General features: G+C 61.4%; 21 protein-coding genes, 1 tRNA gene and 1 pseudogene. 13 read left to right on the plus strand and 10 right to left on the minus strand.

The window, feature by feature from the left end:
• The first annotated feature begins 34 nt into the window (after positions 1-34).
• From JQ621_RS24025 to JQ621_RS24060, 8 genes are all read left to right on the plus strand, one after another.
• Positions 35-430, plus strand: coding sequence for a glyoxalase superfamily protein (locus JQ621_RS24025; RefSeq protein ID WP_283813210.1), 396 nt, complete (start codon positions 35-37; stop codon positions 428-430).
• Positions 431-562: 132 nt separating this feature from the next.
• Positions 563-1,279 (plus strand): SprT-like domain-containing protein, encoded by a 717-nt coding sequence (locus tag JQ621_RS24030; RefSeq protein ID WP_188102924.1) that lies wholly within the window; start codon positions 563-565, stop codon positions 1,277-1,279.
• A gap of 42 nt (positions 1,280-1,321) precedes the next feature.
• Positions 1,322-2,908 (plus strand): hypothetical protein, encoded by a 1,587-nt coding sequence (locus tag JQ621_RS24035; protein WP_188102926.1) that lies wholly within the window; start codon positions 1,322-1,324, stop codon positions 2,906-2,908.
• Between the two features lie 120 nt (positions 2,909-3,028).
• Positions 3,029-3,664 carry a hypothetical protein gene (locus JQ621_RS24040; protein ID WP_188102928.1) on the plus strand — a complete coding sequence of 212 codons (636 nt, stop codon included), beginning with the start codon at positions 3,029-3,031 and terminating at the stop codon, positions 3,662-3,664.
• Between the two features lie 115 nt (positions 3,665-3,779).
• Positions 3,780-4,634, plus strand: a complete 855-nt coding sequence (locus tag JQ621_RS24045) for a hypothetical protein (RefSeq protein ID WP_188102930.1) — start codon at positions 3,780-3,782, stop codon at positions 4,632-4,634.
• A complete protein-coding gene (locus JQ621_RS24050; protein WP_188102932.1) occupies positions 4,627-5,235 on the plus strand; it encodes a hypothetical protein in 609 nt (202 codons plus the stop codon). Before JQ621_RS24045 ends, JQ621_RS24050 begins: the two co-directional genes overlap by 8 nt.
• Before the next feature lie 5 nt (positions 5,236-5,240).
• Complete coding sequence (locus JQ621_RS24055; RefSeq protein ID WP_188102933.1) at positions 5,241-6,941, plus strand: type IV secretion system DNA-binding domain-containing protein; 1,701 nt, start codon at positions 5,241-5,243, stop codon at positions 6,939-6,941.
• A 606-nt stretch (positions 6,942-7,547) separates the two neighbouring features.
• Entirely contained in the window at positions 7,548-9,299 is a 1,752-nt protein-coding gene (locus JQ621_RS24060; RefSeq protein WP_307768972.1) for a PAS domain-containing hybrid sensor histidine kinase/response regulator, read from the plus strand.
• Between the two features lie 681 nt (positions 9,300-9,980).
• Here JQ621_RS24060 and JQ621_RS24065 read toward each other — a convergent pair.
• From JQ621_RS24065 to JQ621_RS24075, 3 genes are all read right to left on the minus strand, one after another.
• Positions 9,981-10,718, minus strand: coding sequence for an outer membrane protein (locus JQ621_RS24065; protein ID WP_188102935.1), 738 nt, complete (start codon positions 10,716-10,718; stop codon positions 9,981-9,983).
• A 453-nt stretch (positions 10,719-11,171) separates the two neighbouring features.
• The gene (locus JQ621_RS24070; RefSeq protein ID WP_188102937.1) at positions 11,172-11,426 is read right to left on the minus strand and encodes a hypothetical protein; all 255 of its coding nucleotides are present in this window, start codon (positions 11,424-11,426) and stop codon (positions 11,172-11,174) included.
• A 262-nt stretch (positions 11,427-11,688) separates the two neighbouring features.
• Positions 11,689-11,898: a hypothetical protein gene (locus tag JQ621_RS24075; RefSeq protein ID WP_244645945.1), complete on the minus strand. Its 210-nt coding sequence runs from the start codon at positions 11,896-11,898 to the stop codon at positions 11,689-11,691.
• Between the two features lie 495 nt (positions 11,899-12,393).
• On the opposite strand from JQ621_RS24075, the gene JQ621_RS24080 reads away from it, so the two are divergent.
• Positions 12,394-12,672, plus strand: coding sequence for a hypothetical protein (locus JQ621_RS24080; protein WP_188102938.1), 279 nt, complete (start codon positions 12,394-12,396; stop codon positions 12,670-12,672).
• 410 nt (positions 12,673-13,082) lie between these two features.
• Here the strand turns inward: JQ621_RS24080 and JQ621_RS24085 are convergent, their stop codons facing one another.
• Positions 13,083-13,313, minus strand: a complete 231-nt coding sequence (locus JQ621_RS24085; RefSeq protein ID WP_188102940.1) for a hypothetical protein — start codon at positions 13,311-13,313, stop codon at positions 13,083-13,085.
• 908 nt (positions 13,314-14,221) lie between these two features.
• On the opposite strand from JQ621_RS24085, the gene mobF reads away from it, so the two are divergent.
• The 3 genes and pseudogenes from mobF to JQ621_RS35520 all read left to right on the plus strand — a co-directional run.
• Entirely contained in the window at positions 14,222-16,882 is a 2,661-nt protein-coding gene (gene mobF / locus JQ621_RS24090; protein ID WP_188102943.1) for a MobF family relaxase, read from the plus strand.
• A 28-nt stretch (positions 16,883-16,910) separates the two neighbouring features.
• Positions 16,911-17,111, plus strand: a complete 201-nt coding sequence (locus JQ621_RS24095; protein WP_188102945.1) for a hypothetical protein — start codon at positions 16,911-16,913, stop codon at positions 17,109-17,111.
• Positions 17,112-17,209: 98 nt separating this feature from the next.
• Positions 17,210-18,334, plus strand: a pseudogene (locus tag JQ621_RS35520) (recombinase family protein); the annotation flags it as partial.
• 51 nt (positions 18,335-18,385) lie between these two features.
• Here JQ621_RS35520 and JQ621_RS35525 read toward each other — a convergent pair.
• The 4 genes from JQ621_RS35525 to JQ621_RS24115 form a co-directional block, all read right to left on the minus strand.
• Positions 18,386-18,859, minus strand: a complete 474-nt coding sequence (locus tag JQ621_RS35525) for a hypothetical protein (RefSeq protein ID WP_244645946.1) — start codon at positions 18,857-18,859, stop codon at positions 18,386-18,388.
• A tRNA-Arg gene (locus JQ621_RS24105) sits at positions 18,845-18,921 on the minus strand. Before JQ621_RS24105 ends, JQ621_RS35525 begins: the two co-directional genes overlap by 15 nt.
• Before the next feature lie 484 nt (positions 18,922-19,405).
• Entirely contained in the window at positions 19,406-20,341 is a 936-nt protein-coding gene (locus JQ621_RS24110; protein WP_212237249.1) for a metallophosphoesterase, read from the minus strand.
• Positions 20,338-20,607 (minus strand): Ada metal-binding domain-containing protein, encoded by a 270-nt coding sequence (locus JQ621_RS24115; RefSeq protein ID WP_212237250.1) that lies wholly within the window; start codon positions 20,605-20,607, stop codon positions 20,338-20,340. Before JQ621_RS24115 ends, JQ621_RS24110 begins: the two co-directional genes overlap by 4 nt.
• 149 nt (positions 20,608-20,756) lie before the next feature.
• Here JQ621_RS24115 and JQ621_RS24120 point away from each other — a divergent pair, with 149 nt between their 5' ends.
• The gene (locus JQ621_RS24120; RefSeq protein WP_212237252.1) at positions 20,757-20,939 is read left to right on the plus strand and encodes a hypothetical protein; all 183 of its coding nucleotides are present in this window, start codon (positions 20,757-20,759) and stop codon (positions 20,937-20,939) included.
• 621 nt (positions 20,940-21,560) lie between these two features.
• Here the strand turns inward: JQ621_RS24120 and JQ621_RS24125 are convergent.
• Together JQ621_RS24125 and JQ621_RS24130 are read right to left on the minus strand one after the other, a co-directional pair.
• Positions 21,561-22,628 (minus strand): sensor domain-containing diguanylate cyclase, encoded by a 1,068-nt coding sequence (locus JQ621_RS24125; RefSeq protein ID WP_212237254.1) that lies wholly within the window; start codon positions 22,626-22,628, stop codon positions 21,561-21,563.
• 1 nt (position 22,629) lies between these two features.
• The gene (locus tag JQ621_RS24130; protein ID WP_212237436.1) at positions 22,630-25,707 is read right to left on the minus strand and encodes a bifunctional diguanylate cyclase/phosphodiesterase; all 3,078 of its coding nucleotides are present in this window, start codon (positions 25,705-25,707) and stop codon (positions 22,630-22,632) included.
• Positions 25,708-25,903: the final 196 nt, after the last annotated feature.

Raw genomic sequence — 25,903 nt, forward strand, 5'->3', positions numbered from 1 at the left:
GAGCTTAATCGAAGTGCCAGTTAGCGTGAGTGGCATGCATTTCTTCACATACGAGAAGAGGATCAAGAGGGACGCCAGGCGTCTGAGGAATTCGTTGGCGAGGTACGGCCACGACCTGAAGTACACCAAGTGCCTCGACTTGATGGCCCGCCTACACGGCTTTGTCCATTTCTCCCAATGGCAGAACACGATTTGGGATGGGCCGCTGAGCCCCTTCGACGATGATGCCGACGACGAGACAGTCGAAGCCCGCTTCCAGCACCAGGAGCGCGTGATGGCAGAAGCCGGGTTCGCCGACGTTGCAGGCGCGGTGCTCGATGAAGTGAACCCCACAGGACGGCGCAAGTCGATGTTGTGTAGTGACAACGAGTTCGCGGACGATGCGGCCGCGACCTCGAACCTCATCAAGGGGAGCGAGAGCGATGTTTGATACTGACGTCGAACAGACGATCACCATGACGCGTCCCGGCATCCGCCCCTCAGTGGGAAATCACCACAATGGGGCGAAAGCGGCGATGCCGCAGTCTTCTCGGTGCTGGTCCATCGAGGACGGAGCAGCCTGATGGCGACCACCGGCAGGGTCAATCGGCGTCGCAAGCACGCGTTGCTTGATCGTACGATACAAAAGCACCGCAAGGTAAAGGCTGGCCCCAGGATCGATCCGATCCCGCAGTCATACCGTCCGCTGCGTCAGGCCTGCGTTCGGTTCAACAACCAGCTGTTCGGCGGCAAGCTGCCGCCGTGCCTGGTGACACTGCAACGCAAGCGCAGCGCTCTGGGCTATTTCGCCGGCCGCCGCTTCAAGTCATCCGACGGCGCCGTCGTCACCGACGAGATCGCGCTCAACCCCGCGTGCTTCGCCGCCCGCGGCGCGAAGAGGGTGCTGTCGACGCTTGCTCACGAGCTCGTGCACCAGTGGCAACATCACTACGGCAAGCCCTCGCGCAGCGGGTACCACAACTCGGAGTGGGCGGCGAAGATGGCCGAGATCGGCCTTATTCCCTCGCACACGGGGCGTCCCGGCGGCAATAAGACCGGCCAGCGGATGACGCACTTCATCCAGCCGGGCGGGCGCTTCGATCGTATTGCCGACGCGCTGATCGCCAAGGGCTTCGCGCTCGCCTACGTCGAGCGCACGACCAAGACCCAGCGCAAGGTCGCGCTGAAGAAGCGCCAGAGCAAGACCCGCTATCGGTGCCCGTGCTGTCAGCAGAACGCCTGGGCCAAGCCCGTGGCCAATCTCGTCTGCGGCGACTGCCAAGAGCGGCTCGTGCCTTAGGTAGGCGAAGAACATCACCATATCACGGAAGGAAGATCGAACATGAATGCCGCCTGGAACTTCATTTGCGCGATCGAGGCCGCCGGCGAAAAGCCCGGCGGGGCACGGATTCAGCGAGAGCTCATCGGGGACATGACCGCGAGGTTGATGTTGTCCGCGGGCGGCGAGCGTCCCAGCGTCCTGGAGTGCTCGGCTAAGCTTGAGCTTCCCTTCGACGTTATCACGGCGACCGTTCCTATCCGCTTTCGCATCGGCGATTGGGCGCTGGTCGGGGCCGTGGTGGGCATGGTGCGCGACAAGGTTCTGACGATCTGCCCTGCCAAGCTGCGAGAGGAAGATGGCCTGGTCACGGACGGCGTGCTGGGGATGTTCAAGGACAGGCCGGTTGTCGCACTCACTGCTTCACGCGAGGTCGACAAGCTCTTTGTTCGGATCGGCGGCTTCGGGAACTCCGCGATCACCTCGGATCGCGCAACCCAGTCGGCAGCGTGCGCAGTAAAGGAGCAAGACGGGAGAGCGAAGGCGGGCAAACAAGCGCAGCCGAAAGATGAAGACGCAAGGCGCGAACACAGCCGCAGGCTGCGCGAAACGGCAGCCGAGCGCCAGCGGGAGAAGGAGAAGCGGGAATACGGCGACATTCCGGCGCCGCTCGCGACCATCAACATCCGCCCGACGGTGCTGAAGACGGGCGATAGCAATCTCGTGATGGCCGTCCTCAGCGAGATTCCAGCGACTAAGAGCACGTCGGGACAGTACAAGCACGAAGGCAGCGTGCAACAGCTCAAGGTCGCGCTTTCAGTGCAGATGCTGTTGACCTTCCATGGTCTCAGAGCGCTTCTCGGCGGCGCCGGTCGCGCGGTAAAGGAACTCGCCGCCATGCCGATCGGGCTCGGCGACATCCCCAGCCGCTTGGTCACGGGTCGCGAGCACCTTGCGAGCCTGACTGCGTTCAGATCGGAGCAAGAGCTTGAGAAGTGGGCAAATCACAAGTATGCCGCATCGAGAAGTGGGGGCGAGCGGCATACGAACGACTGGCTGGGCGACGCCATTCGCGCGGAAACGGAAACGGTGAGAATCCTGTTTCGCGCCTATCAGCGTGCGCAGTTGGTGGTCACAGCACAACGCAAGGCCTCCGGCACGAAAGAGGACGCCACCGCCGCAACGTTGGAAGCAGCATACAATGATGCCAACACGCACCTGTCGGTGATCGAGGCCTGTCAGGTCGCGATCTTCGCCGACATCAACCCGGCTGCGCTCTGGATACAGAACGGCGCGGTCTGCGGAAGGACGTTCGAACTGGCACGCTTCGTCGGACGTATTGCAAGGGGCGTCGATGCTGAGCTCGACCGCGACCTGTGGGGGGCTGCAAATCAACTGCTGACAGCGCGGCCCGAGGGAACCGTTCTGTCCGGCATGCAGATCGATCTCCGCGAGGTCCTGAGCAAGACCATCGCGCCCGCGAAATTCAAGTTTGCGTTGGAGATCGCGGGATCGGTGAACGGGACGATTCGTGCCGCGCGAGCAACGCGGGAGGTTACCGTCAAGGAGCACGACGGACGGCGCTACGCCATCGTCGCGGGACCAAAGGGCTCGCTTGCCGTCGTCGTCCTGCCCCCGGACATCCAGTAAGGCACTGATAGGACGTTTCATTTCTGTCTCGATTCATTCTTTGGACGGACGGCGTGCGCTGCCCGCACGATCGCGGTCGGGCGGATCAAAGCGCCCGTCAACCGAGGAGAAGGACCAAGCATGCTGCCGAATCTCAATGCCTACCCCCTCCCGCGCGGCGCGAGCGCCACGGAGGAGGTCCCCGTCATGAGCCGCCTCCTGGTGCACGAGACCGGTCACGTCGTTGTGGCCGCGACCGCAGGCATCCCGACCGACTACATCATCATCGATCCGCACAATGGGCGGCATGCCGGCTACATCGATGAGAGCTATCGCGCCCGGATCGCTGCCAAGCCCGCCCTGAAGAGCCGCCTCCTCGCGGGGGGCGCGGCGGCAGAGATTGCCACGTTTGGCGCCGCCGAGCTGTCGATCTCGCGCGATGATCTCGAGCCCCTCGCCGAGCACCTGGACATCCCCAAGAGCAACGATAGCGAGAATTGGATGAAGCACACGTTCTTCCGCGCGCTGTGCCAGCCGCTGCTGCCGCGTGATGCCGTCGACATGATCCGGCCGACGTATGTGCAGCTCGTGCAGGCGATCGAAAACGAGACGTATCTGATCGACGGCGCACACGTCATCCCGATCGAAGCCTACCACACCATCGCGCTGCCCTTGCCGCAGGCCGAATACTGGCGGGCGCGCGAGCGTACTCGGGAGGGGCGCGACCGCGAGCTGATCCTGGCCACCTTGCGGGCCGGCGCCAAGTCGGGAGCGTAGCATCGAAGCCGCCGCGCCATTCAGCGCGGCGCCTTTCTCCAAGACGTATCGCGCATCCTGAAACAGCAAGCGCGCAACCAAGCCGTCGCGCAGCCCCAACCGAAAAGTGGCAAGAATGAACGACCAGAATATTGAGAAAAAGAACATCTCCTTCGCCGAGAGCGGTCCTGTCAGCGTGATCCTGAGCTCCGATGAAGGCGCAGCGGGCAAAACCACGACCGCGCTGCAGCTCGTCACTGCTTTCGCATTGGCGGAGCAGCCGCTCGATCTCTTCCAGATGGATTCCAAGCGAAAGCTTGCCATGAAGTCCGGTGTTACCGTCGCGAGCTTGCTCGTCCCGGAGCATCGGGAGAGCCGCGGAGAGGATCTCGTTCCCAGCGATCTCATCGCGCCCTGGTATCGCGCGGTCACCGATATGCCGCAGTCCAAGCGGTCCGTGCTGCTCGAAGTCGGAGGCGCGCTCGCGCCGTTGTTCCATGCCGGCATCACCGACCTCGACCTCGATGAGGATATCACGAGCCTGGGCCTGCAGGTGTTGGCGCTCGTGGTATGCAAAGCCGGTGAAGACTCCGCCTCGCAGATGCTCCGCGAGCTCAAGCGCATCGAGCGCAATCTGCCGAATGCCACCACGGTCGTGGTCCTGAACTACTACGCGGGCGATCCGATCGAGGCGATCCGCTACGTCGACGGGGACACGCGCAAGGCCTTCTTGGGCGCCACGAAGCGCTATCCCGTGATCAAGATGCCCAGGGTGCGCCCTCGCAGCATGGCCATCTTCGAGCGCCTGCAGGCGCTGCCCTCGACGGTCGTATCCTGGCATGTCGACAACTATGCGGAAGCGATCCGCCGCACCGGCCGCCCGCGCGACGAAGCGAAAATCCTGGTCAAAGATATCGCCGAATGGTCGGGCATCATGCAGGACGAGATCGTCCGCATCCTGCCGTTCCTCTCGGGAGCGCGCGATGGCTGATCGCCGCGCCCTCTTCCGCAAGGATGTGACGAAGGTAAAGAGAGACGCCACGAGCGAATCGCGGCAGCTCATGAATCGCCTCAAGCAGATGACGCCGGCGCAATTCGTGCGCCTGCCGGCTAAGACACTGGCACGTTTGACCGCCGCCCAGTATCGCGAGGTTGTCGGCACGATCGCGCCGGAGATCAGGTTGCCGGCGCCTTCGCCGCCGGCCAAGCCTGAGCGCGAGACGCTCGGATGGCGTGAGCGGTGGCGGCTGTTGCCGTCCTCTGCGCAGATGACGGCGGTCACGTCGGTGTTGACCACCGCCATTGTCATGATGGCAATTGCGAGTCCGCAGGTCTGGAGGTGGACCCTGACCCACATCGAAATCGTGCGGCCGGGCGAGCGGGGGAACTGGCCGCGCTGCACCCGGCTGAGCCCGTACACCGATGGCTGCCTGTATTTCCCGACCCATGACATGGACTGGAACGCTGTTGCCGCGCAACTGCGCATGCCGCGGCAACAGCTTTACGACGACAACAAGCATCTTCCCCCGCAATTCATTCCTGCGCGTGCGCCAATCGCGGTTTGGCGCCATCGTGGCCGTCTGGTGGAGTAGTCAGCATGGATCGTCTCGCAAACTACGAATATCGTCCGGCGACGCCAGCGGCATTCGCCCTCGTTGGCATGGCCTTGCTATCGTGCCTGATCGGGCTCGCGCTGTCCTTCGCGCTCATTCCGCCGACGGCGTGGCGGCAGGATACGGCGGTCGCAGTTAGCGTTACCGAGATGGTCTCAAACATCAACAGGCACGGCCCGCTCGCCGCCCTTTCTGCTGACGATCTGCTCCGCGAAACACTGCCGCGGCTAATCGGTATAACCCTCGCTGCGCTCATGTCGGGAATTATCGCGTTTCGGGTGCGCCGTCGCGCCACGCCCATTGTGGATGGTCGCGAGCACTACGAAGGGCTCAAACTCCTGAAAGGGCCAGCCGCGATCGCGAGCGCCAATGAGCTGTTGGGTAAAGGGCCCAAAGGAGGTGACCGTACGATACAATGGCTGCCGGGCGTGTTCATCCCGCGCGTCATGGAAGTTCAAAACCTTTTGATCCTTGGCGCTATCGCTTCCGGCAAGACGCGCATCATTCTCTACCTGCTGGAAGAAATGATCGGTCGATTGCTGCGAAATCCCTCCGCCGATTACGGCCTGTTCGTTCACGACACGACCGGTGAGATTTTGGATGGGTTTCCGATGGAGGACGATCAGTTCGCCTTCATCAATCCGGATCGTCCGGGAACGTTTGCCTGGGCGATGGGGCGGGATCTTCGTGACGACGGCGATTGTGAGAGCGCGGCCGAGCAGATCATCGGCCAGACCAGCGAGGCGTTCTGGGGCAAAGGCGCCGCGACGCTCTTTGCGGGTTGCATGATCGTGTGCAAGGCCAAGTGCGGCGACACTTGGGGACTGCCGCAGCTCTATATGGCCTGCCTCCGCGAGCCCGCGCGAATGAAGACGGAATTCGAGCAGTTCTATCGCCCAGCAGCGGGTCTTATCGAATTCGATGGGTCGGGCGAGCTCAGCAAGACCACCGTCTCGCTGTTGCTAACGTTCCGCGGCAGCGTGCTGCGAGTGCTCCGACCACTGGCGAGAGCATGGGTAGGCATTCCGCGAGAGCGGCAATTCTCGTTCGGCGAATGGGTTAGCGGATCGAACCCGAATCAGCCCAAGGTCGTCATCGTTCAGCGGTCCGGCCGTCATCCGGAAACCAGCGCGGCCTGGATCGGGATGGCCGTCGATTTCATCACGGCGGCGGTCGGCGACAACAGATTGTCGGTAAGCCAAACGCGCATCCGGAACTTCGTGCTTGACGAGGCCCCTGCGCTAGGCCGGCTGCGGCGATGGCCCGATCTCTTGGATGTCGCAAGGAACAAGGGAGCATCTACAATCGCCGCTATTCAGGATATCGCACAGTTCAAGCGAATCTATGAGGATGCGGCTCCGAGCATCTTCCAGCGCTTCAGGACCAAGATCGTCTGCGCACAGACCCAAGGCCCCGAAACGACGGAGCTTGCCGAAGAGACGATTGGCAAGCGCTCCATCCTCGAGGCGGACGTGACGGTGACCGTCGAGCGTGGGCCCGCAGGTCGAACTGAGCAAAGCGCGATGGCGAAACGCGTGCGAGAGGTGCCAATCGTCCGAGCGGAATACCTTGCGTACCGACTTGGCGTTGCCCATCGGAAGGTCAAAGCTCTCGTTCTTGGGCTCGGCGACGTGCTCGAAGTGGAATGGCCGATGCGAGTCTGGCGAAGGCAGAGGCGCACTTAGCGCAAGTGTCGCATTACTAGTGGCGAGGCGCATAATCTTCGTTATGGTATGCTTTGGTCCAAATCGCGACGAGACGCGCATCGCCTCAAGCGCCGCAGGCATGCGCGGCGACACATCCCGGCTGCACCACAGCCCGTCTGACTCTCGAAGATTACTCCTTCGGCGGCACGTTCGGCAATTAAATTCAAGTCGATAACGCCTCCAGCAATAATGCCGTCTCGCCAGACCTTCAGCCGGACAGGGCTTCGCTGCTCCTTTGAATCTACGCTCTCGTCACCAGCCGATAAATAGGTCGCGCGATCGTCAGTCCAAAATCCTACGGTATTCCCGGAGGCAATTGCCTCCCTGGCCGCGCCGATCGGAGGCTTGTAACCAGGTCGAAATGCCCGCCCGCCGTCGGGCCGAAATTAAGGTCGTCTCATGCGCTGCGTGTCGCTAGCGCAATTCCTTATCTACCTGTGCTATGTAACGCCCCCGGGGCGTAAAATGGTTGTCCGGCAACCTCGAGCGCAACCAGACGCGTCGCGTCGTGCCGTGAGTAAGATCAAGTTTGGATCGATAGCGCGACAGGCCGCGCGTGAGCACCTATAAAGGAGGGCCGCTTCTGTGACCGCGCTTGAGCTTGCAGGTCTGATCGCAACGGGAGCGCTTTTGCTGGTGCTCGCGGCTGCAGTCGGGGCATTGGCCTTTCGCGCTGTCGAGCGCACCCGGTATGAAGCCGCCCTTCAAAAAAGCGAGCAGCGGTTTCGCCAAGTGGTCGAGCACTCACCGAACGCCAAGGTGCTGGTCGGTACCGATGGGCGCATTCATCTGGTGAATGCGCAAACCGAAGCTCTATTCGGCTGGTCGCGGCAGGAATTGCTCGGTGAGGCGGTCGAGATGCTCGTGCCTGAACGTTTCCGTTCGGGGCATCCCCACCATCGCTCCGCTTTCCTTCAACAACCAGTATCGCGCCCGATGGGAGCGGGCCGCGATCTCTACGGCCTCAGGAAGGACGGGAGTGAATTTCCGATTGAAATTGGTTTGAATCCAATCGAAACGGACGAGGGTTTATTTATCTTGTCGGCCATCATCGACATCTCCGATCGCAAGCAGATCGAAGAACGGCTTGAGAGGCTGGTTGAGGCACGAACTGCTGAACTGCAGGATCAGATCGAACAGCGGAGAAGGGCAGAAGACACGCTCCGTCAGTCCCAGAAGATGGACGCTATTGGGAAGCTGACCGGTGGCGTTGCGCATGACTTCAACAATATGCTGGCGATCGTCATTGGTAGCTTGGACATTGCCCTTCGGCGGCTGGCTACCGAACCTGAAAAAGCCACGGCCTGCATCGAGAATGCGCAGGAGGGCGCACGCCGCGCGGCAATCTTGACTGCGCGGCTGCTGGCGTTCTCCCGTCAGCAACCTCTCGAGCCCGAATCTGTAGATGCCAACAAACTGGTCGGCGGAATGTCCGAAATGCTTCGGCGAACGATCGGCGAGGATTTACGTGTCGAAGCCGTCTTAGCGGGTGGGCTTTGGCGGACCTATGCCGACGCCAGCCAGCTTGAGAACGCCCTCCTGAACTTGTGCGTCAATGCCCGCGACGCCATGCCCGACGGCGGCCGCCTGACGATTGAAACTTCTAACACGCACCTTGACGAAGCTTATGCCGGTCAGCACGCGGAGGTTACCGCAGGCCAATACGTGCTCATCGCTGTCACCGACACGGGGACAGGCATGCCGCCAGAGGTCATCGAGCGCGCGTTTGACCCGTTCTACACAACGAAGGGCGCTGGCCGCGGAACGGGCCTGGGCTTGAGCCAAGTCTATGGCTTCGTGAAACAATCCGGCGGGCACGTAAAGATTTACTCCGAGCCTGGCCAAGGCACGACCGTCAAGATCTATTTACCACGGTTCATGGGGCAGGCCTCGTCCAGTCCGGTACGGGGCTCAACTGAACCTCGCCCTGCTGGCATGGTTAACGAGATCATCCTGGTCGTGGAGGATGAGGCCGGCGTCAGACATATGAGCGTAGATGCCCTACGGGAGCTCGGCTACACCGTTATCCAGGCAGAGAACGCTGCGCAGGCGCTTCAGCTGTTGGACTTGCAGCCATCGGTGAGCCTGCTGTTCACCGACATTGTCATGCCCGACATGAATGGCCGCCGGCTCGCCGACGAAGCCCTCGAAAGGCGACCGGATCTCAAGATCCTCTTCACGACCGGGTACACGCGCAACGCTGTGATCCACAACGGTACCCTTGATCCCGGTGTCGCGTTTCTCCCCAAGCCCTTCTCGCTCGATGCGCTCGCCCGAAAGGTGCGCCAAGTTCTTGATGGGAACGGGGCCAACCGGCCCCGCGGCCATCGTAGTTAGGCCTGAAGAACCGGAATCTTCAGGAGGCGACCCCACAGCAGCCCCACCACCGCCCTGTCTCAGCTAGAAAACGGGTCCACGCGGACAACTTAAATTCCGACCGCAGCTTCACTTCGAACTGCAATTTGGGTCGCACGGGCTCCGCTCCACCTCTTCTGCGCGTGGCCGAATGCCTACAATCACCGCATTGAGGCGAGTGAAGGAGCCTTGTGGGCTTTATCGAAGGCGATAGCCGACGATCAAATCAGCCGGTTGCCGGCGCGCGTGGACGATTACGTCGCGTCCGTATGGTCGACGCATTCGTCGCCAGCCTGGACATGGCCGACGTTGGCTTCAACCGAGCGATCGCTTTCGACGAAGTGGCAGCCCGGATTCGAGCCTGGTGATGCTCAGGCTCTACATGTGGGCTTATCTCAATCAGGTCCGATCGTCGCGGCATTTTGAGCGCGCCTGCTCGAGACCTTAAAGCTATAAGGCTGATCCGCCGGCTGGCTCCGGACTACCGGACCATGGCCGCCTGCCGCGACCTTGTAAGCGTTGGCCGACGAGAAGAAGCCCCGAGCAACCGGCGGAGATCTACAACTGACGCCCGCAAGCTCCGGAATGACGTCAGTATCGAGCAATGAAAAACACCCCGAGCCGCAGCCCGGGGGCTTTCAACGTCGCGTTCAGAAGCAGCGATTAATAACGCGCGAGAACCGGACCGCCGAACTTATAATTCAGACGACCGAGAACCAGGTCGGTGTCGCCGCCAGTGCTAAAGCCGGTAAAGCTGGCGCCAGCCGGCGTCGTGAAAGTCGCAGTGTGTTTGTTCTCGAAGATGTGGTCGTACTCGATACCGAACGACCAATTTGGGGCAAAGCCGTACTCGAAGCCGACACCGACGGTTCCGCCGAGCCGGGTGCCATAGCCGGTCTGAGACGCCAGCGCGCCACCGGGCGCCAGAAACTGGTAGTTGCGATCGGTAATCGCCGCACCGCCTTTGACATAGAACAGGGCGTTGTTCCAGGCCATGCCGACCTGACCGGTGAACAGACCGAACGCATCCAATTTTGAGCGGACGGCCCCACCCGGCAGGATCAGGTTCGCCGTGCTGCCCGAGATGTCAGCCCAGTTACCCTGAGCTTCCAGACCGAACACCCACTGGCTGCTCTGCCAGCGATAGCCGATCTGGCCACCTACCGTGCCGCCATTGGCATCATAACTGCCGAACGGGGTTGCCGTCGGATCGAACGAGCGGTTGTCGTGGCTCTGGCCCCAGCCCCCGTTGACGCCAATGTAGAAGCCGCTCCAGTCGTAGATCTGGGCGACCATCGGGGGCGCCTTTGTATAAGGACGCGCCGCAAGATCGGCAGCAGAGGCTGACGCCGTCCCTAGGAGGAGCATGCCGAGTGCGGCGGATGACAAGAACGTCTTCATGTGAGTGATCCCCTAAAAAACCATGGGCTTCGATCGTTTGCCCGCATCACAACGCATGAGGACGCCAAACAGCTGTGGCGGCATGGTCACAGTTCAACCGAAAACGCTTTGGAGCGGGCCCGGCTTTGGCTTCTACTTCGGACTTGGAGCTTCCAAGCAAGCCCTCAGGCTCAGACGCGCGCAGACCGCTCTGCAGCTTCGGGAAACGAGTATTCGGGTCGCCGAGTTTTCCTAAGGCGGCGCACCTCAAGGATCAGCGAGCTACAAGTCCACGACCGGCGACCGACAGGAAAGCGCCGCCTCCTGATGCCCGTGGGTTGGAGGAAATCCTTCACTCCCGGTTGGTTGTGACCGATACTGTGAGTATCAACTGCGCCTCAACGGGGTGCAAAGGCACACACTCCCCCGCCGAACTGGCGCTCGGTTGAGTCCGCTTCAAACCGCTGAGCAGAGTTAGTGACGTCGCATATTGCTGGTGAGCGGGTCCGATGTCTCATCCAACACTTTCATGAGATCTCCTGGCTTCAGCCCAATGCTCTTTATCGAAGCCTCGTCTATCTCGCCGTCTACCACCGCGGCATCGCTGTTGGCGACCTTCAATGCAAACTGCGCGGCTTGGGCCGGATCGTCAATTGCAACCGCATACATCTCATGACCGAGTTCGTCGTTTTCTCTCACGACGGCGACCGTTACCATCCAACCCGCCATCAGTGGTGCATCCAGTGGTTCACATCAGAGCATCCCTTATCCCCTTGGGGCGCGTTGGTTTCAAGCGGGCTGAAGGGATTGGTTAAAGTAAGTTGCGCCGGGGCGTAATTGAGCCGAGCTTGGTTCGCACAGCCGAATGCCGATACAATTCGGGGCAGAAACCTCCATTACGGAATGTCTCGAGGCTGTCGCGACAAGCATCAAGCGGAAACGACCGACCGGACTGCACGACTACGGGATGGCCCTGTCCGTTGCTAAGCAACTACTCGTTGGCGGCGCGTTCGGCGAGGGCGTCCAGGTCGATTACGCGCCCGGCAAAATCCTTGACCACCACATCGACACCATCTTCGGCAAACTCGGCTGCTTTAACCAGCGCGTCTTTCGCGGTCTCGACGATAATGCCAACCGCACCGACGCTCGCCTTCGAATAAACCCGGTAAGCCATTTTTGAATTTGGACGCGCGGCGCCCATCCTTTTCCGGTCAGACAACTAGCCATTGTTGAGAGCAAAGACCGCATCAAAGGTGTACCTTACCGAAAGAAATGCGAACTGCGGCTTTTCTGTCACAGCGAGCAACCCGTCTCTTCCGCGAGGCTCTACGTTCTACCAAAGCCTCGAATTATTTTACTTTCTTCGGTCCGACCACACGCATCTTCCAGCACAAACGATCGCAAGTTCCGGTAGAATGTCAGAGGCGCCTTTCCAAGTTGGCGTCACGACCTCGTCGGCGAAGGATCCATTGCCCCTTCTTTGGCGAGGTCGTCTCCTGCTCTCCTCAAAAGATTTGTCCGCAAGATGCCCCAGAAATCCGCAAAATTTTTTACGCTCCCATTCTCGGCCGCCGGCTGAAGGCGCGGGCAGGCTTCGAAAAGACAATCAAGTTCTAAAAACGCTGGTAACGTTCGTTCAACCTGAAGATGTTAAGGCCATGGTTGCGAAAACCAACTCCCGAAGAACGGGGCACCTATGAAATCCGCCGGCGAGGCTCTCCAACTAATCGCCGAAAACGACTTCCGACTTCTGGTGGATGAGAGGACACCGAACGATGTCTGGATCGTCACGGCGGAACGAAAGCACGTGCGGATGTTGGCAGCAAATGGAAGCTATCGCGCCGCGCTACGCATTCCGAAAGCCATGTTTGCGGCCTTCGCCGAGACATCGCTCATCGAGCAGGGCCCTGATACGCTTTACCGGCTCACAGCTGATGGGATCGCGCGGACGGCAAAGGTCGATGAAAGTCGCTGAATGGCCCTGAGCGAAAAAGCGATGCCCCCTTCTGAAGCAAGAGGGCGACAACGCTCGTACCGAAGCAATATTAGCAACCTGCTCGTTCCGAATGAGGCAACTACTGATCTCACCGGGCACGGCACGACGGCACACTGGCCCAAATGATTCTCACAGCACCCGGGCCGGCGACATCCAACGACTTTCAGCCCAGTAGTTTCCCGCCCTTAGCGCAATAACGAGTTGCAAGGCGAGCGAGATGAGCAGACGCTGCCCTCCCCTTTTGTCATCCAAAACTGGGCAAGAGTCATGTGGCGACTTTCTCAATAGAACAAATTCGCAACCGAGACGTTGCCGTCAACAGCTTCGCCGGACCCTTGCAGGGAAATGACGCTGTGGCGAAATTGCAGATAGCCGTGATGCGGTGAGAGTTAGAACTCGTTTTCAGGCAGAGAACCGGGCGGCAGCTTGAGCTCTTGGAGCCCCGCCTCCACAATCGACAATTCCTCCTGCACGGCCTGTGCGGCGTTCGCTGGATTGATGCCCGTCACGGCCTGAAGCTCGGCCAGCACCTTCCGGCGGTGGGCAAGAAGATCCGATAGAGCGCGCCGGTTCTTACCCTTGACATAACCTGCGACGATCAATTCCATAGCTTTTGACATGGGGCATCTACGCCTTGCGCTACACTCTTGTTATCGTTGCAACTGCAGCTCGGCAAGGCCGCTCTGCGCTATTCGATACTCGACCCCCGCAATCGCATACGCCGCTCGATCCATCCATTTTGGCCTAGCGTGCGCCGTATGCTTGAATGATCTGAGAGTTTTGAGACTGATATCCAGTCGCGGTTTCGCAGCCGGTCAATGAGTTGCCTATGGCGGCCATTAAAGCTCGCTCGGGGCGATGATGGTCTCGGCGAGACGATACGCCTTGCCTTTCAAGGTCCGACATTTGTGCTTCTTCGCAGTGGCTTGTGCGCCTTGATTTAGAACGCGGCATCCGAGGTTCAAGGTCTTCGAGCTTGTGGTCACGGATCGAAATTCTTGGTGTGGCACTGGGGTTAGGCTATGAGTTGCAAGGCGTCAAATGCGTCCAGGAAAAGATCGCCTCCCTATGCGAGGCTGCACAAACGGTATTCCATCGGAAAAGAGCTCATTCGTCGCGCTTCGCAATGAGACCGCCAGACACACTCAAATTTGAGTACTACAATCGACGATTCTCGCTGACCTGATGGCCTTCGGTGGAACTTGTCTTGCGGTGGCACGGATCTCTCCATGCGGAGAAAGCTCGTCGTGCAGGTGTCAGCACAGGGTCCACCGCTGAAGGATTTGCCCTGGAATTCTCATCCACCGGATTTGACTATTGTGATTGGTCCCCGATCGGCGGCGGGTGATCGGCACGGCCTCTTTGAGGAACGGTCGTAAGTGGTGGATCAAGGTAACGCAGGTGGCGCCATAGAGCTGAGCTTTCAAGCATTCAGCGCCAACGCCAAGCCATTGAGATATCTATAACAATCTGACCGCATTGATTCAATCGCAATTGGTCGAGATATGCATATTGAAGAAGGCCTCCATTGGGGGCTTTCTTCGTGGTTGCGACCTGGAATCCGGCAGCGGCGAGCACGTACTACACGCGTCAGCGCGAGACGGAGTATTACGCCGGCAGCAGCGAACCGGCTGGCATCTGGTACGCGCCTGCAGGAGAGTTTGCCATCGTCGACGGCTCACCCGTCGACCGCGCCACCTTCGATCGCCTGTATCACGCGCGCGATGAAGATGGTGCCCCACTGCTCGAACAGATTCGTCGGCACAAGGAGCGCACGCCCGCCTTCGACATCACCCTGAGTGCCCCGCGTTCAGTCGGGGTGGTCTGGGGTCTTGCACCGTACGATACAAAACGTCTGATCGAAGCGGCTCAGCAGAAGGCCGTTCGCGCCACACTGTCGATGTTGGAGCGCGAGGCGACGTGGGCGCGTCGCGGCCGCAACGGTGCCTTTCTCGAAAAGGTGGCCCTGACTTCTGCGACGTTTCGGCATGGCGAAAGCCGGCCGGCTCAGCATAGCGATGGGAAGGTATTCGCCGACCCAAATCTGCATACGCATTGCGTCTGTTTGAACATTGCTACACGTCAAAGCGATCACACGATCGGTGGGCTGCATTCAAAAATCATCCGCGATTTCAAGATGGCCGCGGGTGCGACGTATCACGCCGCTCTCGCGCATGAGCTCGAGAAGATCGGTTTTGCGATCGACCGCGTCGGCAAGAATGGCGTGTTCGAGATTGCAGGCGTCGACGATGCGACCATCAGATATTTCAGCGCGCGACGACAGGAGATCGAGGACGAACTTGCGGAGCACGGTGTCATCAGCGGCGAGGCAGCCGCACTCGCCGGCGCAATCGCCAAGGCGACGCGAAGCAGCAAGCTTGAGGGCGAAAGCCTCCGGCGGGAAGACGTCTGGCGCGATGCGGCGCAGTCGCTCGGCTTGGACACGGAATCATTCGCCGACAGCTTGCGGGATCACTCCACGGTGCTTGATCAGCAGGCGGCCGAACGGCTGCTTTCGGAGAGGATGGCAGCCCTGCCGGCCAATCTCACCGAGCATGAGAGCGTTATCGAGCGGCGCGAGCTCTTGCGCGCGGTGGCCGCCGCCCTCGTCGGCACCAGCTTGCCAGCGGAGCGTGCGAATGTCGAGCTCAATTGCCTGCTGAGCCAGGGGGCCGTTGTCGAGATCGGCCGCGATCCCCTCGGGCTGCCCTGTTACTCCACCCCCGAAATGCTCGCGATCGAGCGGAATGTCGTCGAGCAGGCGCGACGTCTCGCGAACCAGTCCTGGCTTGCCGTCGATCCGGGGGCGCTGCGGGATCGTTGCAACGCCTCCGGCCTCACGGCAGAACAGACCGACGCGGCGCTGGCGGCGACCACTAGCTCCGCGGTCGCGATCGTCGAGGGGGCCCCCGGGGTCGGCAAGTCCACGCTCTTGGCGCCGGTCGTGGGTGGATACGCTGCAGCCGGGTGCCGGGTGATCGCCACCGCATCCGCCTGGCGGATCGCAAACATGCTCCGGGACGATCTTGGAATCGAGGCGCGGGCGACGGCCTCCTGGATCGCGCGACTGAGAGCCGGCGAAAAGATTCTCGACAGCCGGACCGTTCTGATCGTCGACGAGGCGGGCCTATTGTCCTCGCGGGACATGGGCGCGCTGCTCGACGCCGTAACCAATGCCGGCGCCAAGATCATACTGGTGGGGGATCGCCGGCAGCTCCAGGCGATTGGCGCCGGCCCTGGTCTCGACCTCGTGGCGCGGGCCGTTGAAGCAGCGCGAGTGAGCAACATTGTCCGCCAGCGGGAGCCCTGGGCCCGAGAGGCCATCACTTCCTTCGGCGGCGGGCGGGCAGCCCCCGCGCTCGAGGCCTTCGCAGACCGAGGTTTGTTGATCGAGGCGGACGGAGCCAAAGCGGCCGTTACGGCGGCGCTTGATGCCGCCGAGCAGATCCATGCGCACGATCGAGGCGCCTCAGTCCTGATCCTCGCCAAGTCCAACGCGACAGTTGCCGCTATCTCGCGAGCGGCACGCGAGCGCCTCAAGGAGGCCGGGATTATCAGGGGGACCGAGGTTAGCTTCACCGCGGCCACGCCCTCCGGCCACACCGCCCAGATCTCACTGGCCGCGGGGGACAGGATCAGATTCCTCGGCCGTGATGACGAACTGGGCGTGGTCAACGGCTCTGCAGCCACCATTGTCAACGTCAGCGAAACCGCTCAGTCCTCGAGCGATGCGAGCCGCATCCTCATCGAAGCCGATATCAACGGGCGACAGACCACTTTCGATCCCATGCGGCTTGCTGACGCGCAGGGGCGGCCGCGTCTTGGCTGGGCCTACGCCTCGACGGTCTACGGAAGCCAGGGCCTAACGGTCGACCACGCCATCGCCTATCTGGACCACAGCTACAATCGTCATGACATTTACGTGGCGGCGAGCCGAGCACGCGAGCGGACGACGCTCGTCCTTGACGCCAAGAGCATTGATCGGCGGCTCGCCTCCGAACTGCCGTTCGATCAGCAGCGTGACGGCCTGGTCTTCGCGGAAGCACAGCGCCGGGGCTGGCTGGCCGAGCGGCTTTCCCGCGCAGCACCCAAGATCTCCACGCTCGATGTGATCGAGGGGATAAGGCCCCTCGGTCGGACGGCCGAACGTTCACGCGAACGGCGACGGGAGCTCAGCCATGAGCTCTAGGCGCGCAAGCCTTCGCAAACGAGCTATCTTGGTGTTCGGCAATGTCGCGCCTGGTAAGTCCAGTGCGCCGCGGAAGCGTGGCCCGCGCCAGCCACAACCGGCCGATTTCCAGGTGACGATTGAGATACCGCAGTCCGTGCCGATCCTTGAGAGAGAACTGCGCGCAATTGAAATTTTACTGGGTGCAGAACTCCAGGACTTGCTCGGCAACACCCCGAAGGAACGCTGATCTTGTGCGCAGATTTTGATTGACAGGGTACCTTATCTGCTGCGCAGATTCGATCCGAGACAGCCAAGACTTAGCACTGTGCAATCGCAGGTCTGACCATGAACAAGCACGTATTTCGCAACTCGGTTCAGAAGCAAGACGATGCGCCAAGGCGCGTTGCGACCTATTACAGGGTCAGCACCGGGCGACAATTTTCCAACGAAGCTTCGATCCCGAGCCAGCGCAAGATCACGGCGGGCTTCTGCGATCAGAATGGTTGCGCGATCGTCGAGGAATTCGTCGAGGCGAAGACAGCGACGGACGACCGCAGGCCCGTGCTGCAGGCGATGATTGACAGGGCCTGCGCGCCGGACCATCCCTACGATGCGATCGTGTTCTACGCATTCAATCGCTTCTTTCGCAACGTCGCCGAGATGGAGCTGACCATCCGCAAGTTGCGCAAGCATGGCGTCGAGGTCATCTCGGTGACCCAACCGACTGGCGATGATCCCAGCCAAATCCTTGTAAGACAAATCATCGGAGCCTTTGACGAGCACACCTCCCGTGAAATCTCCAAAAACACGACGCGGGCGATGCGCGAGTCGGCGCGGCAGGGCTTTTGGAATGGTGCCACGCCGCCACTCGGCTACAAGATCGTTGAAGCGGAGCGACGCGGACAGAAGGTCAAGAAGAAGCTCGATATCGATCCCGTCGAAGCCGAGACTGTCCGGTTGCTCTACAAGCTCTATCTGGACGGGGACGGCACAACCGGCCCGCTCGGCGTGAAGGAGGCGACGAAGTGGCTCAACAGCCACGGCTACCGCACGCGACGGGGCGCCACTTTCGGCGTCGGGCCGGTGCACAAGATCCTGACCAACGCTTGCTATGCCACTGGCCAGTGGCCCTACGGCGTGCGCAGCTCGCGTGATGGGCGCCACCATGATCCGTCCAGCGTCGTCCACATCACTATCCCGGTTCTGATCGAGAAGAACGACTTCGAGCGCGTGCAAGCAAAACTGGCGCGTAACAATCCTAAGACCACGCCGCCCCGTGTAGTCAACGGCCCTTCGCTGCTCACGGGCATCGCGGTCTGCGCGTCCTGCGGAGCGGGAATGACCCGTACGGGAACGACTAACCGGCAGGGCCGGTCGTATTCGTATTATTCCTGTGCGGGTTGCCAGCAGAAGGGCAAAACTGTCTGCAAGGGTCGTCATATCCCGGCCGCGACCTTGGATGACATCGTTTTGACCAACCTAAAGGCGTGCGTGCTGGCTCCTGACCGGCTCGCCGACCTCCTAAAGTCGCTGATCGAACGCCAGGCCGCGAAGACTGAATCCGCGAGCCAGCGGCTGGTTGCCTTGCAAAAAGAACTGAGCGACTCGGAAGATCGCCTGAAGCGCCTTTATCGGTCTATTGAGGATGGCATCGTTGAGTTGGATGATATCCTGAGGGAGCGTACCGCCGCCCTGAAAGGCCAACGCGAGCGCGCGAAGGCAGCCCTCGACCAGGCCCGGGCCCTTTGCGGCACGGCCGCAGCTGTCGACGCCCAGAAGATCGATGCATTTGCGCGACTGATGTCCGACAAGTTGGACGCCGGCGATACCAATACGCGCAAGGCTTACATCCGTTCGATCCTCGATGCGGTCGAGGTTGACGACCGTGCCATCCGGATCATCGGCAGCAAGGACGTCCTGCAAGCCGCCATCGCCGGCAAACAGACCGAGAACGGAAATGTTCGTGGTTTTGTACGCAAATGGCGCGCCCGACACGATTCGAACGTGTGGCCTCCACCTTCGGAGGGTGGCGCTCTATCCAGCTGAGCTACGGGCGCATCGATATTCAGATAGTGTCCGAGATCGACCACGGTCAATCGCGAATTCTAGAATCGACATGGCTCAAACGACGCGGGCTAAAGCCTCGCCGATCATCGCCATTCGTACTCCACAACCTCCTTTCGGTTTGCTTCCGTGGTGCTTCCGCGACCTCGAATGCGATTTTCGTGCTTCCTTCGAGTTTCGCCAATCGCTTGGTTTCACTCGTTTTTTACGACACCCTCGACCATCAGAAAGAGCTTGCATTTGCCTTCGGAGGGCAACGCTCTATCCAGCTGAGCTACGGGTGCAGCGCCGCCTCAATAGCCTAATGGCGAGGGATGGGCAACCGCTTGGTTTGCCTGGGCTGGCTCGGTAGCATGGTTGCGGGGCCCTCCTCAGGCAAAGGTCGCACGTTCGAATCGTGTCGGGTGCGCCAAAAAATGCCGAGCGTGCCGGGGCTGTGGCGGTTCTAATTCGCCGCTGCTGCGGCGAATTAGCTCCCTATGCAGCGACCGATATTAGGTTTTCGGTCAACAGATCGGTTTCTCCCGACCATCGATAAGCCGTTAGATGACCGTTTTTGGCTACACTGAAGTCGAGACAGGCAGCGTTCCGGGCGGTGAGCTCAGGGAGGCCTTGCAGCCAATAGTGGCCGAAGAACACTGGCTTGTTCCCGGTGTATCGGAAGTCTCTGGGGAGCGCTGAATCAGGCAACTCGTCTTCTCGCCCGTCCATGCTGAGGGCGGCGCTTCGGAACGTCGTCGCGGCGTCGTCCCACCACCGGAGGCGCACCTCCTCTCGCTTGTGCCCATCCTTATCGAAGAAATGAATACCCTCGGGCAATCGTTGTTCTGGGCCCTTGAGGAGTGTCTCGACAGCGGCATGTGCGGCTGTTCCGCGACGATAACTTTCCCGGATTCCTGTCTCCGTGATGCAGCCTCGCTCGTCCAAAAATGGCATGAGGGCCACGCGGGACGTTTCATGCCAGCACGCGTGGACTACACGAAGGCCCGGAAGGTCCAGCCAAATCGGCAGGCTTCTAAACCAACCGACGGCTTCCATATGAGCAGCGGAGCCCTCTCCGAATTGGAGGAGAAATTCAGCGTGCTGGCGCGCATTTTTGGCAGAATGCTCTCGAAGGAAGTGCCCGTCCTCATTCTGGGCCGCCCAACCGATGGCGTTGAACTCATGATTTCCTAAGACCGCTCTAGCGGTCCCGGCCTTGCACATCGCGCGGGCAATACGAAGAACCTCCCGTTGTTGCGGACCGCGATCGATGAAGTCACCGACAAAGATCATTTTCCGCGCGGCATGTCGGAAAATTCCCTCGACCTCTGTATAGCCGAGTTCATCCAGCAACCGACGTAGAGGGCCTGCGTGACCGTGGATGTCGCCGACGAGATCGTATCCTTGATTAGGTCTCTGCAAATTGCTCATCTTTGCGATTGGGTGGCGCGCCAGGCTTTGTATTTCTCACGCATGCAATTACCGCACGGTCGATAGCCAGCCCCGATCGCGGTGGCTTCGTCGGCAAAGAATACTCGATGTTTTTGGTAGCTGTTGCCAGCGGCAACCGCTCGCATGGCAGACGAGCAGTTTAGCTGGCCGTAAATCTTCATTTGGCCGTTTCCGCCGAGCGCCCCCGGTGTGCTGCTCGAATAAATCTGCCGATCCTTGCCGAGCAACCGATAGGTTTTCTCCATCTTCTCCGTTTCCCTAGCAAATAGTTGTGTGGCGCCTTAGCCGCAACTATTGTCCTATCCGGGTCAGTAAGGCCACACTGGAAGCGGGGAAACTTGAGGCTGGGGCTTTTGTGGAGCTCCGGGGGCGGCCTTGGCTGGTCGAGGAGACCGTGGCGGGGGACGGAGAGTTCGAGTCGCTGAGGCTTTCGTGCATTGCTGACGACGCCCAGGGCGAGATCAACCCGCAGGGCCAGTTTCTATTCTTGGAGCCTCTAACCGACTTTCCGTTTGCGGAAGTGTTTGCCGAATTTCTTATTGCTGAAGGAGCGTCTCCCGAAGGCAACGCCAGCTGAGGCCTCTCTTCGGATCCGCCATAATGGAAAGGCCGAGGTTAGGCTTCTATAAAAAAGCGATCGCGAGTTGAGTCCGAGTGCAGGCTCATAGGCCAGTGCTTTGGCTGCAATTGCTCGCCGAACTTCTTCGGAGCGAAGATAGTTTTCACGTCGTCTAGTGTGGCCCGGTCGTGCCGCAGAGGAGAAAATGACGCTCTGGTCGCTTTGAGGAGTTCATTTTTTCAGCAAAAAGCTATGTTACCGGTCCAGCTTCGGAGGGCAACGCTCTATCCAGCTGAGCTACGGGTGCAGCGCCGCCTCAATAGCCTAATGGCGAGGGATGGGCAACCGTCGCTTGACTTGCGATGATGCCATCATGGCACTGTTTTGCCCGACGCGTCAACGGATTTTCCGAAGTCGATGGCGCCTCGTTCGGCGAGGTCCAAGTCGCAGGCAAAATCCCGCATTGCGCTGCGTTCCCCGCGGGCTGCCGTCGCATCGGTGGGGCTCGTGCTAAGCCTTTGATTTGGCGAGAGCCGTCTACTGTGCATGGGGTTGTTTTCGCGGTCATGGTTTCGACAAAGGCTAGCCGTCGCCCAGGCGCGACCGCGACGTCGTTCTTCAAACGGCAATAGCTGCGCTTCAGGCCGATCTGCGCGGGGCGAGGCCAGGAACCTGATCGCCAACCGTCGGATGATCCCGGCCGAGGCCTACGAATTCGGTCAGCACCCGCTCGGAGCAGACCACCCGGTTGCGGCCGAGCCGCTTGGCGGCATAGAGCGCCTGGTCGGCTGCGCCCAGCAGACCGTCGGGGGAGCCATCGGCCTCGCCGGGGACGTGACTGGCGACGCCGACACTGAGGGTGACGTGCTCGCCGGCCCCGTTGGCGCCATGGGTGATCCGCAAGCCCATCACGGCGCTGCGGATCTCCTCGGCGATGGCGCAGGCCTCGTCGCGGCTCATGTCGGGCAGGATCAGCGCGAATTCCTCGCCGCCGTAGCGGCTGGCGAGATCCAGCGGGCGCACGGCATGGCGGCTGACCACGCGCGCGACCTCGCGCAGGCACTCGTCGCCGGTCTGGTGGCCGTGCGCGTCGTTGAACAGCTTGAAATGATCGACGTCGACGAACAGCAGCGCCAGCGGCTTCTGCGTCCGTTGCGCGCGCGCCCATTCGCTCATCAGCATCTGATCGAACGCGCGACGGTTCGAAAGCCCGGTCAGCCCGTCCTTGGTCGCGAGCTCCTTCAGCGCCATCTCGGCGCGCTTCTGGTCGGTGAGATCGCGCAGCGTCTCCACCACGGCGATCAGATTGCCGGCCTCGTCGTGGATCGGGCCGGCGTCGATCGCAAGATAGAGCTGGCTGCCGAGCTTCGGCATCACGCACCAGTTCTCGGCGCTGAAGCCGAGCCCGTTGTGGCCGCGCGCGGCGTATTCCGAATAGAATTCCGGCAGCTGCTCGGGGCGGTCGAGCGCGACCAGATCGGCGAGGCAGGGGCGCTTGATCTCGTAGAAGGCCTGCCAATGCCTGTTGGTGCCGATCACCTCGGAGGCGGCAACGCCAGTCAGGCGCTCGCAGGCCCTGTTCCAGATCACGACGCGCCGCTTCGGATCGATCACGAAGGTCGGCACCACCAGATGCTGCATCAGCCGCACCGCGTAGGAATCGGCGACATCAACGGTCTTCGCGGGAGTCTTGGTGAGCCTTGCCATGTCAGGCCACCGCAGCGACAGGAATCGCATCGCCGGCGCCGAACAGCTCGCGCACCTCGGCCGCCGGCCTCGGCCTGCTGAACAGATAGCCCTGCATTTCCGTGCAGCCCAGGTTGCGCAGCAGGTCGCGCTGGGCTTCGGTCTCGACGCCTTCGGCAACGGTGGTCATGTTGCTGGCGGAGGCGATGTTCACCACCGCCTGCACGATCACGGGCGATTCGCTGGTTTCGGCGATGTCGGCGACGAAGCAGCGGTCGATCTTGATCTTGTCGAACGGGAAGCGTTTCAGATAGCTCAACGAGGAATAGCCGGTGCCGAAATCGTCAAGCGCAATGCGCACGCCGATCGAGCGGAGCTGGTGCAGGATCGCGAGCGCCGCCTCGTCGTCGCGGATCAGCACGGCTTCGGTGATCTCGAGCTCGAGCCGGTGCGGTGCGAGGCCGGAGGCGGCCAGCGCCCCCGCGATCCGCAGCGCCAGCGTGTCGCATTTGAGCTGTACCGGCGAGACGTTGACGGCGAGACGCACATGGGCGGGCCAGGTCGCGGCCTCGTTGCAGGCCGTGCGCAGCACCCAGTCGCCGAGCTCGTTGATCAGGCCGGTGTCCTCGGCAATCGGAATGAATTCGGCCGGCGACACCATGCCGCGTTCCGGATGGCGCCAGCGCAGCAGCGCCTCGCAGCCGGAGACCTCGCCCGACTGCAAATTGACCAGCGGCTGGTAGTGGATTTCGAAGCCGCCATTGACCAGCGCCTGGCGCAAATCCTGCTCCAGGCTGAGGCGGGCCTTGGCGCTCGCATCCATCTCCGGCACGAAAAAGCGATAGGTGCGTCGGCCCTGCGCCTTGGCGCCGTACATCGCAAGGTCGGCGTTCTTGATGAGCTGGTCGAGATCGGCGCCATCCTGCGGTGCCAGCGCGATGCCGATGCTGGCGTCGGTGGAGAGCTGATGGCCGAGGCAGTGATAGGGGCGGCGGATCGCTTCATGGATTTGCGTCACGAAGGCCAGCACGTCACTGGATGACCCGACCCCGGTCTGGATCACGGCAAATTCGTCGCCGCCGAGGCGCGCGATCAGATCATCAGGCTTGAGGCAGGCACGGATGCGGCCCGCGATCGCTTTCAGCAGCTCGTCGCCGACGTGGTGGCCAAGCGAATCGTTGATGCCCTTGAATTCGTCGACGTCGATATAGAGCAGCGCGAACTGCTCGCCGCCTGCGACCTTCTCCAGCTCGCGCTCGATCTGCTCGCGGAACAGCGTGCGGTTGGGCAGGTCGGTCAGCGCATCGTAGTGCGCCATATGCGCGATCTTGTCGTGGGCGCGCCGCCGCTCGGTGACGTCCTCGACGACATTGATGAGGTAGCGCGGCTCGCCCGAGCCGTCGCGGATGCCGATCCGGGTCGAGGTGATGTAGCGCAGTCCCATGGTCTGGCTCAGCCAGGGATGCTCGTCCGTGAACAGGCCTCCGGTCGTCTGCAGCGCCTCGCCGTCGGCCTCGTTGACGAGCCTGGCGATGTCGCCAGGGTATATGTCGAGGGGGGTCTTGCCAACGACGGCTTCGCGCGACTGGCCGAACTGCTCCGCAGCGGTGCGGTTGATGAGCAGGTATTGGCGGGTCCTGGCATCCTTGACCGTGATCTGCGACGGGATGTGGTCGATGATCTCGCGCAGGAACGTGTAGTTGCGGTCGCGCTCCTGTTCCAGATTGCGCCGTTCGGTGATCTCCTCGATCGTGGCGACCCAACCGCCCTGGGCGAGCGGCGTGTTGATGACCTGGAAGGCGCGGCCGTTCGGCAATTGATGCGTTCTGGTGGCGACCTTGCCTTCGGCGACGCCGTTCATGACCTCGGCGCAGAACGCCTCCACGTCGCCGCTGAACGCGTTGCGCTCCTTGCGGTGGCGCATCGCTTCGGTGATGTGGCAGCCGGGCTTGATGACGTCGTGAGAGAGGCCGAACATGTCGGCATAGCGGCGATTGCAGGCGACGATATAGCCGGCGGCGTCGTACAGGATCAGCCCCTGCGACATGTTGTTGATGGCGGTGTCGAGCCGCAGCCGCTCCGCCTCCAGCCGCTGCTGGGCCTCGCTGTTCTGCCGCTTGATCTGACGGATGATCAAGAACAGGATCGACGCGATCACGGCGGCCGATACCGTGGCGGTGGTGACCATGAACCCGGTCTGCTGCCGCCAGTCGGCAAGCGCGGTCGACATGGTATCGGTGGCGACGATGGTCAGCGGAAAGTGGGTCAGCAACACGGCCGAGCCGAGTCTCTCCTCGCCGTCGACCGGGCTCTTGACGCGGAGAGTATGCTGACCGCCGTGGGCCAGCACCTTCTGCATCAGCGGCGCGCTCTTGAAGCTTGTCCCGATCATCGATTCGACATGCGGGTAGCGCGCCAGCATCACGCCTTCGCGATCGAAGAGCGAGATGGATGCGCCCTCGGCCAGCGCGACGGAGGCGAAATAGCGTTGATAGCTGTCGGGGTCGATCCGCCTGACCATCACACCGACGAAGGTGCCATCGGGCAGGCTGAGCCGGCGCGCGACGATCGTGGTCCATTTGCCGATCAGGAAGCTGCGCACGGATTCCAGCAGCACCGGCTCCGACACCGGATTGGTCTTGAACGACTGGAAATAGGCTCGCGAGGAAATGTTGATTTTGGGTAGCGGCCCCGCGCGCGACCAGGCGATCAGCTCACCGTCGGCATCGTAGATCGCGATGTCGCCGAGATAGGAGACCGGGCTGATCTTGCCTCTCAGCATCCGGTTGGCCTCGGGCCCCGACATACGCTCGCGGAACATCTGCGGCGAGGTGATCTCCGGCATCCGCATCTGATCGATTAGATCGGCCGCGACGACGTCCGAATCTTCAAATTGCTGATCGAAGTGCCGTGCGATCAGCTGCACGGTGTTTTCAATCTCGCGCTCGCGGTTGGTGAGCGTCCTCTCGCGAAACTCGCCGACGGCCATCGCGGTCACGACGAAGATGCCGGCGACAAGCAACATGCCCGACAGTGTCAACCACAGCACCGGGCCGCGCCGCATGGCCGCGTCCCAGCCGCCTTTCGCGGCCAGGACCATCGCAGCTGCCATCTGTCGCAAAACCTGGCGCATCCCACTCCCCTGGAGGAGCAGAAATACCATGGACACATGGCGCAATGCTTAGGAAAGCCGGTTACCCATGGCTTAAACAGGTGGCGGAATAGTACGGATATCCAGCAGCGCGGGAGCCGCCGCGCGTCACGTGTCGGTTGCGCGCGACGTGAAGCGCGCTGCG

The sequence above is a fragment of the Bradyrhizobium manausense genome (assembly GCF_018129685.1).
GTDB classification, from domain to species: domain Bacteria; phylum Pseudomonadota; class Alphaproteobacteria; order Rhizobiales; family Xanthobacteraceae; genus Bradyrhizobium; species Bradyrhizobium manausense_D.

Bases quoted from the DNA above. Each gene is read 5' to 3' on its own strand.
- JQ621_RS24125 (WP_212237254.1), bottom strand. From the start codon at position 22,628: ATGGCAAGGCTCACCAAGACTCCCGCGAAGACCGTTGATGTCGCCGAT.
- JQ621_RS24040 (WP_188102928.1), top strand. From the start codon at position 3,029: ATGCTGCCGAATCTCAATGCCTACCCCCTCCCGCGCGGCGCGAGCGCC.
- JQ621_RS24080 (WP_188102938.1), top strand. From the start codon at position 12,394: ATGAAATCCGCCGGCGAGGCTCTCCAACTAATCGCCGAAAACGACTTC.
- JQ621_RS24065 (WP_188102935.1), bottom strand. From the start codon at position 10,718: ATGAAGACGTTCTTGTCATCCGCCGCACTCGGCATGCTCCTCCTAGGG.
- JQ621_RS24085 (WP_188102940.1), bottom strand. From the start codon at position 13,313: ATGTCAAAAGCTATGGAATTGATCGTCGCAGGTTATGTCAAGGGTAAG.
- JQ621_RS24035 (WP_188102926.1), top strand. From the start codon at position 1,322: ATGAATGCCGCCTGGAACTTCATTTGCGCGATCGAGGCCGCCGGCGAA.
- JQ621_RS24130 (WP_212237436.1), bottom strand. From the start codon at position 25,707: ATGGTCCTGGCCGCGAAAGGCGGCTGGGACGCGGCCATGCGGCGCGGC.
- JQ621_RS24045 (WP_188102930.1), top strand. From the start codon at position 3,780: ATGAACGACCAGAATATTGAGAAAAAGAACATCTCCTTCGCCGAGAGC.
- JQ621_RS24070 (WP_188102937.1), bottom strand. From the start codon at position 11,426: ATGGCGGGTTGGATGGTAACGGTCGCCGTCGTGAGAGAAAACGACGAA.
- JQ621_RS24030 (WP_188102924.1), top strand. From the start codon at position 563: ATGGCGACCACCGGCAGGGTCAATCGGCGTCGCAAGCACGCGTTGCTT.
- JQ621_RS24075 (WP_244645945.1), bottom strand. From the start codon at position 11,898: ATGGGCGCCGCGCGTCCAAATTCAAAAATGGCTTACCGGGTTTATTCG.
- JQ621_RS24055 (WP_188102933.1), top strand. From the start codon at position 5,241: ATGGATCGTCTCGCAAACTACGAATATCGTCCGGCGACGCCAGCGGCA.
- JQ621_RS24110 (WP_212237249.1), bottom strand. From the start codon at position 20,341: ATGAGCAATTTGCAGAGACCTAATCAAGGATACGATCTCGTCGGCGAC.
- JQ621_RS24115 (WP_212237250.1), bottom strand. From the start codon at position 20,607: ATGGAGAAAACCTATCGGTTGCTCGGCAAGGATCGGCAGATTTATTCG.
- JQ621_RS24050 (WP_188102932.1), top strand. From the start codon at position 4,627: ATGGCTGATCGCCGCGCCCTCTTCCGCAAGGATGTGACGAAGGTAAAG.
- JQ621_RS24025 (WP_283813210.1), top strand. From the start codon at position 35: ATGCATTTCTTCACATACGAGAAGAGGATCAAGAGGGACGCCAGGCGT.